The organism is Thermodesulfobacteriota bacterium (assembly GCA_040755095.1).
Taxonomy (GTDB): domain Bacteria; phylum Desulfobacterota; class Desulfobulbia; order Desulfobulbales; family JBFMBH01; genus JBFMBH01.
Genome location: JBFMBH010000024.1, coordinates 27,001 through 38,541, shown reverse-complemented (window position 1 = coordinate 38,541; position 11,541 = coordinate 27,001). Strand labels below are relative to the sequence as shown.

Below are 11,541 nucleotides of genomic sequence, written 5' to 3'. Positions count from 1 at the left end.
TTCCCGGGACAGCTGGAGGTCCCGTTTCGTCCTGGTGAGCTGGTTGATGGCGTTGCGCAGCTCCTGGGTGCGCATGAGCACCATCTGCTCCAACCCCTCCCGGTACTGGCGGTTTTCGATCTCCAGCTCCCGGAGGCGCAGGGCATTGGCGACATTGATCAGGATCTCGTTCCGCTCGAACGGCTTGATGACGTAGCCATAAGCCCCCAGCTCCAGGGTGTGGATGGCGGTGCGCCGGTCGTCCACCGCTGTGGCCATGATCACCGCCAGGTCCTGAAAACGCCTTCTGGCCTCGGTCAAAAGCTCGATGCCACTCCGGCCCGGCATGTTGATGTCGGAGACCAGAAGGGCAAAGGGCTCCTGCTCGCACAGGGCCAGGGCCTGATCGGCCTCGCCGGCGGTGCTGCAGGCATAGCCCTCGGCGGAGAGCCAGCGGGAGAGGATATCCCGCATGTAGTCCTCGTCGTCCACCACCAGAATGCGGTGGCTGACCTCTTTTTTCATGATTCACACCTCAGGCAGCAGAGGGGTCAGGTCGGAGTCGGCGGAGGCAGAAGGCAGGATCCTGTCAGCGCTTGCTCCGGGCCGCCTCCACCGCCGCCGCCAGCCCCTCCGGACTCCGGTCCTTCAGGAAACGGCCGTTGACGTACACGGCGGGTGTGCCCCGAACCCGGGCCTTCAGGGCGTCTTCCATGTCCTGGCGAATGGCCGCGGCGATTTTGGGGTCCTGGCGGTCCTTTTGGAAGCGCTCCATGTCCAGGCCGAGCTGCCGGGCCGTCTCCCCGATCATGGCCTCGCTCAGGCCCTGGTAGTTGGCGAAGAGACGATCGTGCATGGCCCAGAACTGGCCCTGCTGGTGGGCGGCCAGCGCCGCGGTGGCCGCTGGCATGGCCAAGGGGTGGTTGCGGAGGGGAAAGTTCTTGAAGACGACCTTGACATCCTGGGGAAATTGCCCGAGCACCTGCTCGAGGAGCGGCACCAGCCGCGCACAGTACGGTCACTGGAAATCGCTGAACACCGCCACCGTCACCGGCGCGGTCGCCGGCCCCTTGAATGGTGAGCCTTCGACATTGATCGCCACCACCAGCTCCACCTCGTAGACCGCCACGTCCGGCTTGCCGGCACTGCTGGCCAAAAGGCGGGATCCGTCCGGCCACACCGCGATCCCGGTCGTGTCCGCGGGCACCTGCAGGCGGTCGACCAGCTCACCTTGCGGCCCGTACAGGAGGACCGTGCCGCCCTCGGCCAGGACAAAGGTCCACTGGCCATCCGCGGACACCGACACATCCCGGATTTTGGCCTCGGTCTTCAGCGGAGGGGCCGGGGTCAGCACCGCGGCGGCCTTGCTCCTGACCGGCGTCAGAAGGAAGCAGAGCACAGCGACCAGGAGGGGCAAGGTAGCGCGTCGCATACAATCTCCTTTTTCGTCTCAGGGCAGCAAAAGGGCGGCAGGGGATCCGCCAGGGCTCCAGAAGTTATAGCACAGCTTGGCCCGTGCCGGAACCAGGGAGTGCAGCGGCTGGCAACCGGCCTTCTGATTCAGTCGGTTTTTTTCTGTTGACGCCTCAGGTGAACCCGACTAGATTATGCCGTTCACGTCCACCTTGACTTGAAAAAGGTGTCCCATGTCTGTTTGCCGCCATGGTCTCCTGGTCCTGTTCTGCGGCTGGCTGCTCTTGGCTTCCGGTGCTGCTGCTGCCGAGCTCTATGGCCGGCCTTTGACCCTGGTCGAGGAGACCAGGATCTCCACCATCCTGGCCGCCCCGAAGGCCTATGTGGGCAAAGAGGTGCTGGTGCGCGGGGTGGTGATCGATGTCTGCAGCCGTCGCGGCTGCTGGCTGGAGCTGGCTGGTGACGCGCCTGGACAGAAGATCCAGGTCAAGGTTACCGATGGCGAGATCGTCTTCCCCATGGAGGCCAGGGGCCGTCAGGCCCTGGTGCAGGGACTGGTGGAGGAGCTGAGCCTGACCCTGGAGGAGACGGTGCGCTGGCACCGGCATCTCGCCGAGGAAGAGGGGCGTCCCTTTGACGAGCGGTCGGTGACCGCTCCCGAAACGATCTACCGGATTCGTGGCCTGGGGGCCAGGATCGAAAGCTAGCTGCAACAGCCCTGGTCATGTCGTGGCGAAGGTGGAATGCCGCCATCCATCGTGATGCCGGCTATCTGTGCGTGGGGCTTACCCTGATCTACGGGATCTCGGGGGTGGCGGTGAACCATATGGACGCCTGGAACCCCAGCTACCGGATCGAGCGGGTCGAGCGGACCCTCGAAGCGCTGCCCATGGCCAGCGGGCCGGAGGCGACAGCCCGAGAGGTCCTGCGGCAGCTGGCCATCACCACCCCGGCCTCGGCGGTGTTTCAGGCAGGCCCTGAAAGTCTGCAGATCCTGGTGGGCAGGGACAAGCTGGTGGTGGACTTGGCTTCATCCCGGGTGACCTGGGAGAAGGTGCAGCCGAGACCGCTCCTGCGGCCGATGAACTTTTTGCACCTCAACCATCCGAAACGCCTCTGGACCTTGGTCGCTGATCTGTATGCCGTGGCCCTCATGCTCCTGGCGGGCACCGGCCTCTTCATGCTGCGTGGCCGGCAGGGGATCACGGGACGGGGCGGCTGGCTGACCGGCGCTGGTCTGCTCATTCCTCTCCTTTTTCTCATCTCCTACTATCTCTAACCGGCGTTGGGGCCGGCGTGGAGTTTCCTGCGAACTTTTTTCACATTGTCGTGTCCTATAGTCTGACGCTGGGGTGAAGGCTCGCTTCGCCCCCTGTTTTTTTCCTGCGGTGTCGCGGCACCGCTTCCCCCAGTCACCCGAAATGGTGCGCCATGACAGCGAGAGTGAGTGAGCTTCGTGCAGACAACGGTTGGCAAGAGGGTGAAGTTTTGGCCCTGTTGAATAACCTCCTCGTGGATGGGGACGAGGCACCGTCGGAGCGGCGGGATATCCTGGAGTCCCTGGAGGAGGCCAAGGTGGATTGGATGGCCGAGGTGGAGCTGGCCGAGCCCGGTGGCGAGGCTGCTGAGCCTGGGGTTGAGGGCGGGGAAGCACACGCCGAGGAGGAGGAAAGCGGCCCAGCCGCCGGCGAGGCCACCCTGGCCCCCCCCCCGGATGAGGAGAGCGACCTGGAGGAGGCCACCGTCTCCTATCTGCGGGAGATGGGACGCTACGCCCTCCTCACGCCGGAGGAAGAGGTGACCTGCAGCCGCTCCATCCAGCACGGCTACGCCGCCATTGTCGAGGCGGTGCGGGGCAGCGGATCGTCCTCTCCGGGCATCCGGGATCTGCAGCGCAAGATCGAGCGCTGGCAGCGCCTGGACAGCGTCTTTCGCCCCCGGAAGAGCCGCCTGAACGCCCTGCGCCAGGGGGTCAAGATCGCGGCCGGCCTGCAGCCCCAGGATCAGGAGCTCCGGAGCCTCGGCCTGCAGGTGGAGGAGTACGCCCTGGCGGTGGATGAGGCGACACACCGGATGACCACGGCCAACCTGCGGCTGGTGGTCTCAATCGTCAAGCGCTACCTCGGGCGAGGGCTCTCCCTGGCTGACCTCATCCAGGAAGGCAATCTGGGCCTGATGCGGGCGGTCTACCGCTTCGACTATGCCAAGGGCAACCGGTTCAGCACTTACGCCTCCTGGTGGATCCGTCAGTCGGTGACCCGAGCCATTCTGGACAAGACCCGCACCATCCGTTTGCCGGTGCATTTTCTGGAGATGCGGGCCCAGTTCTTCAAGTCGTACGCCGCCCAGGTCAAGGAGCTGGGGCGTGATCCCACCCCCCAGGAGCTGTGCGAGCGCACCGGCCTGCGGCTGCCCAAGGTGTTGGCCATCCTCCAGAGCAACCTCACCCCGGTCTCCGTGGAGACACCGGTGGGGGATGGCGACAGTACCCTGGGGGATCTCCTGGAAGAGCCCAATGCCGCTACCGGCTTCGATGTGACCAAGGATCGGCAGCTGTCGGAGAACATTCGCAACATCCTCGCCAACCTGAGCCCCCGGGAGGAGAAGGTCATCCGCCTGCGCTTCGGCATCGACGAGGACCAGGATCACACCCTGGAAGAGATCGGCCGGCGCTTCAGCCTCTCCCGGGAGCGCATTCGCCAGATCGAGAAGAAGGCCTTGAAGCGGCTGCGCCGGGTGGCCAGCCGGCGTGATCTGGAGGCCTTCCTGGAGGAATAGCGCGGACCAGCCCAGCGATGGCGCGCTCTAGAACGCCATGCCGACACTGAGGTGGACGGCATAGGGCTCTTCGCCCCGGTCCTCGTCCGGCCATGGGTTGACCGCCAGGTCGACCCGGGCCGGCCCCACGGGCAGGAGGTACTGGAGCCCCATCCCGATCCCGGCCCGGAAATCCCGGAGATACTCATCCCAGGTGGCCGCAACCACCTGGGATGAGTCGTTATAGGGGGGCAGACCACGCTCGGCCCGGGAGCGGTTGGGGGAGATGTTGCCGGCATCCACGAACAGGCTCCCCGCCCAGCTCTCCCCCAGGCGGCGCCGGAGCTCCAGGGTGAGGACGTTGTAGGCGTTGCCGCCCAGAGGCTCACCGGCAGCCGGATCCCGGGGGCCGAGCTGGGACTCCTCGAAGCTGCGCACCGAGCCCTCACCACCGTTGAAAAACCGTTCGCTGACCGGGATGGTCACCTGGCCGCGGCCGGGCAGGATGAGGCCGGTGGCGTAGCGCAGGCCCAGCACTGATTGCGGTCCCAGTTGCAAGAAGTGGCGGGCGCTGGCGGTCCAGCGCACGAAGCCGATCTGGCTGCCCAGCAGGGGATCGGCGGTCTCCAGGCCCATGGCCAATCGCCAACCGGTGGTGGGGAAGAAGAGATCATCCCGGGTATCGAAGGTGCCTTGCGCCCGGAGGCTGGCCAGGTTGTAGTCGGTGTCGCTGGCCTCCAGGGTTGCGCCGGCGGCCAGGTCGGTGATCCGGGTCGTGCTGCCGGCATAGGCCAGGGAGGCCGTCGCGGCGTCGGAGAGCTGCCGGGAAAGCTGAGCAGTGACGATGGCCTCCCGCCGGGTAAAGGAGGGCTCCTCCCGCCGCCGGTACGACACTGGCAGGCTGGCGGTCAGATCCGAGCCCAGCAGCCAGGGGTCGGTAAACGCCAGCTGCAGCCGCTCCCCTTTCACCGAGACCCCGCCCTCGGCCTGGAAGACCCGGCCGCTGCCTTGCAGGTTGCGGTCGGTGTAGCCGAGACCGAGACGGGCCAGCTCATACGACCCCCAACCGGGCTCCACGAACAGCTCCCGGCTGGGCGCTTCGGTTACCCGCACGGTCAGCCGCCGGGCCTCCCTGGCCCCATCCGGCTCCAGATCCAAGGCCACCTCCGAGAACAGCCCTGTGCTGTACAGCTCGTGGAAGCTACCCCTTCTGGCTGCCAGGTCGAAGGCCTGGCCAGGCTGCAGCTGCAGGCGGCTCCGGATGAAGTCATCCCGGGTCTTGTCGTTGCCGGTGATGACCACCTCGCTGATCCGGACCCAGGGGCCGGGGGTGATTTGCACCACCAGACCGAGGTCCCCTGGCTCCGCACCCGCCACCTCCTCGATCGCCACGCTGGCCTCCGGATAGCCGCGCTCGCCATAAACCTGGAGGACTCGGCTGCGCAGGAGCAGCCGCTTGCGGACCACATAGGCGGTATCCGTGATCTCGGCGGCCAGCTGCGCCAGGGGCGCGGCAGCATCCGGCAGCACCTCGCCGGCAAAGCGTACCTCCCGGATCATGGCGCGGCTCCCCTCCTCGATGGCCATCTCCACCACGGCGGCCCCGGCACCACGGTCGATCTCCACGTGCGGGCGGACACGCGCCTGGCGAAAGCCTTCCCCGAGATAGAAGTCCCGCATCTCACTGGCTGCGGCCTCCAGCCCCGCCTGCTCGAAGATCGCCGTGCCCGGGCCGATGGTCAGGCCGTGCGCTTTCAGGAACGGGGCCAGCTCCTCAGCGGTGACGTCGCGGTTGCCCACCAGGCGCAGATCCCGGATGCGAACCAGAGGACCCTCGTTGATCCGGAAGGTGATGACGGCCGGCTGGCCGGCCTCGATCGCATAGTGCACCTCGGCGAAGGGATGGCCGGCGCGCCGGTAGGCCAGCTCGATCTGGAAGGCGGCGTCGTCAGCAATGGCCGCGCTCGGCCCTTGCCGGTCAAGGTCAGCCCGCTCCTCCTGAATCGCCTCCCCAAGCTGCCAGGTCGACAGCCGTTCGTTGCCTTGGAAGTCGAGGCGGTAGCTCCTGACCCCTGGCAGGAGGGGGAGCACAGTTTCCTGGGCGGCGCCAGTCGGGCCGGGCAGCACCAGACCAAGGACGACCAGCCACAGCAGCAGGCTGCGGAATGCCTGCGCCGTGGGGCTGCCCCCTGGCGTCTTCTGCCAGAAACAGGGTCTATCGGAAGCGGAAGACAAGCTTGAGCCCTACGTTGTAGAAGTCGTAGACATCCTTGTCCGCAGTCAGGTACAGGGTGTCACCCTCGCGCACGAGGCTTTCGCCCAGGCGGAACTGGGCGTCGATGGTCTCCTCGCCTTCCCGGGTCATCTCTCGACCGACCTCCACGTCCAACCGGTCCAGAACCGATTCGTCCGCCTCCACGCTCTCCTGCCCCAGGATCTGCCCAAGGAGGCTCCGGCCCACGTACACCATGACCGCGGTGTTGCGGCTGCCCCGGGGGGCGGGCTGGCTGCCCTTCTGGGGCAGCTGACCGGTCAGAAACAGGAGCAGAAGCTCGTCGTCCGGCAGCGGCGGGTTGGAGGACAGGGTGACCACCGGCTCGGCCAGGGTGCCCTGGATCGCCGCGGCAACATCATAGCCACGCAGGCGGCTCCTGCCGGACAGGCTCAACGAGGCATCCTCGGCCTGGCTTTCAGCGAAGCGGATCACCCCGGTCTCGATGAGCAGCCGTCCAGCCGGCAGGGGCACCTGGGTCGCATCCACGTACACCTCGCCGGCCAGGATCGGCAGCTCGCCGGTGCCCTGCAACCGCAGGCTCGGCCGCAGGGAGCCCGCCGCCATGTTGCTCCTGATCAGAAAGGGGGCGTGGCTGCCGATGGTCAGGTCGAAGGTCAGATCCCTGGCTGGCGGCTCGGTGAGCGAGAAGAGGGGCAGCAGACCGTTGCCGGCCGGCCGGCCATCGGCGCGGAGCAGGCGCAGGAAGTCCAGGTTGCGCACCAGGCGGCCGTCGGTGAGCATGAGCTGGCCGGACAGCTCTGGCTTGGCCAGGGTGCCGGTCAGGGCCAGATCGGCATCCGCGCGCACCTTCAGCCCTTCGTCGCGGTAGAAGAGGAGATGGCGGCCGGTCAGCCGCAGATCCCAGGAGGCCGGCCCAGGGCCTGGCCAGCGGACAGCGCCGCTGACGGCAAACGGTGAGCCGCCCAGCTCGCCAGTCATGAGCTCGATCACGGCCTCCTGGCCGTTCAGGCGTGCCGTCGCCTCCAGCTGGCGCACGGCCGGGATGGCGAGATCCGGCCGGACTTCGCCGCCGGAGAGCCGGACAAGTCCGGTCAGGCTGGGCTGGCCGGCGGGCCCACTCAGGGTCATCTCGGCGTTCAGCCCACCGGTCAGGCGGCGGATGCCGGCAAGCTGAGCCGCGGCCCAGGAGCAGTCCGGAGCCTGCAAGCCCAGGCGGCCGGCTACCGAGCCTCCGCCGCCGGGCCAACGCAGGCGGAGCAGCTCAAGAAGCACCGGCAGACCCTGCCAGCGGCCGCTGCCAGTCGCCGTGAGGGCCGGGGAGGTCACCTGCAGCTCGGTCAGCTCCAGGCCGTCTGCTGTGGCAACGATCACCGCCCGGCCGGCGAAAGGACCGGGCGGCCGCAGGGGCAGGCCGGCCGGCGCCGACAGGCCGCTGGCCGTCAGCTCCAGGTGGCCGCTGGGCGCCGCTGCCGAGCCCGACAGCTCCAGGCTCCCCTGGAGGCTGCCGCCGGTTTGCGCCTCCGGGGCGACGATGGCGAGCAGGGTGTTGAGATCCGGCAGGTCGATGCTGCCGCGCACGGACAAATCCCCTGGGGCTACCGGCTGCGCGCCCCATGGTGAGAGGGGCAGCCGGCCGGCCAGCCGGATCCGGTTGCCGCCAGTGGCCTGCCAGTCGAAGTCGGCGACCGTAAGGCCGGACGAATCCAGAACGAGATCGAAGCGACCGGCAAAGGGCGGGCCCTCTTCCAGGGCGCCCAGCTCCTGGACATCACCCGCCAGGTGCAGATACGGCCGGACCGCCGGGCCCGCCAGGTGCAGGCTGGCGGACAGGCCCTGGAAGGTGAATGGCCGGTCGATGACGGCCGCCAGCCAGCCGTGGCTGGCCAGCTCCGCCAGCTCCAGGGTCAGGTCGCTGTTGCCGGCCGGCTGCACCGAGCCGGTCAGCCGCAGGCGGCCGGCGCTGCCGGTCAGCTGCAGGTCGGCCACCGTCACCTGATCATCCTGCCAGCCGATGGCCGCGGGCGCCGCCAGCTGGAAATGCCAGTCCGCTCCCCGCCAGGCCAGCCGGTCGAGCTTGACCTGGCCTCTTGCCCCAGCCGCCAACGTTCCTTCCATAGCGAGGCTCCCCAACCGCGGTGCCGTGAGCTGGGCGGTCACGGCAAGGCCGGTCCAAGGGCCAGCGGCCTCCAGGAGCGCCTCTTCACCCAGCCAGGAGCCGAGCCGCGGCTGCTGCCAGGTTGCGCGTGCCTGCAAATGCGGCTTGGCCCAGGGGCCGCTGGCGGCGGCGCGGGCGCTCAAGGACCCGGCCAGGGCTGGCCAGCTCCCAGGCCACAGGCCTTGCCAGGCGGCCAGATCCCGGATGGTCAGCCAGGCCTCTCCCCCTTCCAGAAGCTCGTCGGTAAAATTCCAGCTGCCCTGCGCGTCCAGCCGATCCCCGGCCCGGGTCACGTTCAGGGCCTCCAGGGTCAGGGCATGGGGGCTCACTCGCCCCCGGGCGGCCAAGTCACCCAGCTGCTGGCCTTGCCAGGTGAGACCGGCGATGTGGGCAGAAAAGGCGCCCCGGGCGCTGCCCTCGTCTCCCGCTCCGGCGATCTCAGCCTTGAGGTTGCCGCCCACTGCCCATGCCGGGGGCAGCAGGTCCGAGGTGTAGGCGGCAAGATCCTGGATCCGGACCGTAAGGTCCACGTCCTCCAGCGCCCGTCTGGCGGTGTCGAGGCGCAATCGTCCCTGGACCCGGTCACGGCCGTTGTCAAGATCGATCTCCCGTACCTGGATGGCGGCAGGGGCCAAGCTGGCGGCCAGCCGCAGGCTGCCCAGGGGCCGGCCGGCTACGGCCAGCTGGCGGCCGGCCAGGTCGAGCTCTCCTTGCGGCGCGCCAAGCTGGCCGGTCAGACGCAGGTCGGCGGTCAACTCCCCGGCCAGGGGCGGCAGGCCGAAGAGGGTGGCCAGGCGGCCAAGGTCGGTGATCCGGGCCTTCAGGCTGGCGGTCAGGGGGGTGTCGGCCGCGGGCGGTGGCGCCAGGGGCAGCAAGAGTCCAGACGTGCCCAGGCGCAGGTCCACGCCATCGGCCTCCAGTCGTCCCTCCGTCACCGCCAGCCGTCCCTGCTCCAGATCGGCCGCCAGGAGCAAACGGTGGGCGGGAAAGCCCCCCCGCGGCTCCGGGACCGGCTGGCCGACAAGGGCGAGAATGGCCGGCAGATCGCTGCTCTCCCCTCGCAGCTGGCCAGACGCGCCTTGCAGCATCCCGGACCAGTTGCCGGCCAGGAGGGGGGCCAAGGGCAGAAGCAGACCATCGCTGGCCAGGCTGCTGCCCAGGACCGAGATGCCCAGGCGGTCCAGACGCAGCGTGCCGGCCTCCAGCTGACCGGCCAGGTCCAGGCCCTGCAGCGGGGCGGCCGGCTGGCCCTGGAAGGACAGTCGGAGAAGGCCTGCGGCCTGGTCCGGGGTCCGGGGATCCAGGCGCAGATCCAGCTCGGCATCGAGGCTGCCGGCCGGTACGATTTCCGGCTGCCGCAGCAGCTGGCGCCACTTCTCCAGGTCCAGGCTCTCGCCCCGGAAGGCGGCGGTCAGCTGGCTCGGCGCCCACACCCCCTCGCCAGAAAGCGAGCCGCCGGCCAGCCGGAGCGCCATCTCCAGGCCGATGCCGGCCCCGGTCGCTGGCTGGAACAGTCGCGCCGAGGCCGGCACATCCTCGCCCCGCAGCTGCAGCTCCTGCAGGCGCACCGACCCGGGGCCGATGACAAGCCGGGCCCGCAAAGGCAGCTGAGCCGGGGCCAGGGGGGCCAGGTCCAGCTCCAGCTCTTCCGCCTTCAGGAGGGCCTCGATCCCCCCTTCTCGCGGCGCTGGCGCCAGGTCCAGTCGTCCCTGGTGGATGGCCAGCTCCCCCTGGGTGGTGCTGAGGGCAAGATCCACCCCTTCCAGTTGCAGATCGGGCAAGGCCGGCAGGGACCAGGCTGGCGGCTGCGCCTCGCTGTGGTCGGTCCCAGCCGGAGTGGCAGCCAGGTCGATGGCGCCCCGGAGGCCGGTGGCCCGGACCGTCACCGCCTGGACAAAGGCATCCCCCCCTGCAAGGAGGGTCGCCAAGTTGTACCGGATTTCGATCCGGTCCAGGGTCAGGTGCAGAGGCGGCAGGTCGGGTTGGCGGCTGGTGAGGGTCAGGGCTCGCGCTGTCACCCCGGACCAGGGGACGCTTTCCAGGTGGTCGATCGTCAACGACAAGCCTTGCCGGTCGGCTTCCGTCTGGAGAAAGGCGACAACGAGGGGGGGGAGCCACGCCTGGCGAACCCGCAAGAGAATGCCCCCGAGGCCGATCAGGGCCAGGAGCAGCAGAACGAGGCTGCGGGCCAGGCGTTTCAAGGCCGGAGCCGAAGGGCGAGGGTCAGGGCAGGTAGCGGGCCAGCATCGCTTTGGCGCTGGAACTGTTCCAGTCGCGGCCGCCGATGAACCGCTCCCGCAGGATACCCTGGCTGTCGATGATGAAGGTTTCCGGAACCCCGGTGATGCCGTAGGCCAGGGTGGTGCTGCCGTCCGGATCCAGCAGGACCGGCATGGCAGCGCCGATGCGGGCCAGGAAACGCTGGGCATTGGCCGGCTCGTCGTTGCCCAGCACGGTGACCATGCGGAAGGAGCGGCCCGCCAGCTCTTGCCGCAGGGCTTCCATGGAGGGCATCTCTTCCCGGCAGGGGGGGCACCAGGTGGCCCAGAAATTGAGAAATACCAGGTTGCCCCGCAGATCGGTCAAGGACCAGCTGTTGCCCTCCAGGTCCCGGAGCAGGAAGTCGGGTGCCGGCTGGCCGATGCCAACAGCGGTCTTCGGTGGCGGGGCGCTCCGTTCGCAGGCAGGGGCGGCTACCAGGAGAAGGCCCATCAGGATGAGGAGCGGGAGAGCGCGAAGAGGAGGCATGGGGATCTCGTTTGTCCAGGTGAGAGAGGCCGGCGGCAGCCGCCCCACGGCTTCGGAGTAGCGGCTGGCTGCGGCCGGATTATAAATCGACCCAGGTCTCGTGGCAAGCCGAGCGAAGACAGGCGCAGGCGATACGGCCCCCTGGCCAACGAAAGGCCCGGCACGTCGGCCAGCAGGTGCTGGGCATAGCGGCTGCCATGGCGGCCGGTGCCGATGATGCCGATGTGCCTGGGGATCATCGCCGGCAAGTCCC

The 11,541-nt window shown here is 68.6% G+C and carries 8 protein-coding genes and 1 pseudogene; 3 read left to right on the top strand and 6 right to left on the bottom strand.

Annotated elements, in window-relative coordinates:
• From AB1634_05885 to AB1634_05875, 3 genes and pseudogenes are all read right to left on the bottom strand, one after another.
• On the bottom strand, positions 1-504 hold a 504-nt coding region (locus AB1634_05885), incomplete at its 3' end, for a response regulator (GenBank protein ID MEW6219053.1).
• 64 nt (positions 505-568) lie between these two features.
• Positions 569-985: pseudogene (locus AB1634_05880) on the bottom strand (thioredoxin domain-containing protein).
• Between the two features lie 12 nt (positions 986-997).
• Entirely contained in the window at positions 998-1,411 is a 414-nt protein-coding gene (locus tag AB1634_05875) for a hypothetical protein (GenBank protein ID MEW6219052.1), read from the bottom strand.
• 214 nt (positions 1,412-1,625) lie between these two features.
• Here AB1634_05875 and AB1634_05870 point away from each other — a divergent pair, with 214 nt between their 5' ends.
• The 3 genes from AB1634_05870 (at position 1,626) to AB1634_05860 (ending at position 4,170) form a co-directional block, all read left to right on the top strand.
• Positions 1,626-2,099 (top strand): DUF4920 domain-containing protein, encoded by a 474-nt coding sequence (locus tag AB1634_05870; GenBank protein ID MEW6219051.1) that lies wholly within the window; start codon positions 1,626-1,628, stop codon positions 2,097-2,099.
• A 17-nt stretch (positions 2,100-2,116) separates the two neighbouring features.
• Positions 2,117-2,671 (top strand): PepSY-associated TM helix domain-containing protein, encoded by a 555-nt coding sequence (locus AB1634_05865; protein ID MEW6219050.1) that lies wholly within the window; start codon positions 2,117-2,119, stop codon positions 2,669-2,671.
• Between the two features lie 209 nt (positions 2,672-2,880).
• A complete protein-coding gene (locus AB1634_05860) occupies positions 2,881-4,170 on the top strand; it encodes a sigma-70 family RNA polymerase sigma factor (GenBank protein MEW6219049.1) in 1,290 nt (429 codons plus the stop codon).
• Between the two features lie 27 nt (positions 4,171-4,197).
• On the opposite strand, the gene AB1634_05855 is transcribed toward AB1634_05860, so the two are convergent.
• The 3 genes from AB1634_05855 to AB1634_05845 all read right to left on the bottom strand — a co-directional run bounded on the left by AB1634_05855 (position 4,198) and on the right by AB1634_05845 (position 11,288).
• Positions 4,198-6,240, bottom strand: coding sequence for a BamA/TamA family outer membrane protein (locus AB1634_05855; GenBank protein MEW6219048.1), 2,043 nt, complete (start codon positions 6,238-6,240; stop codon positions 4,198-4,200).
• Positions 6,241-6,364: 124 nt separating this feature from the next.
• Positions 6,365-10,741, bottom strand: coding sequence for a translocation/assembly module TamB domain-containing protein (locus AB1634_05850; protein ID MEW6219047.1), 4,377 nt, complete (start codon positions 10,739-10,741; stop codon positions 6,365-6,367).
• Positions 10,742-10,763: 22 nt separating this feature from the next.
• Positions 10,764-11,288, bottom strand: coding sequence for a TlpA disulfide reductase family protein (locus AB1634_05845; GenBank protein ID MEW6219046.1), 525 nt, complete (start codon positions 11,286-11,288; stop codon positions 10,764-10,766).
• Positions 11,289-11,541 lie beyond the last annotated feature (253 nt).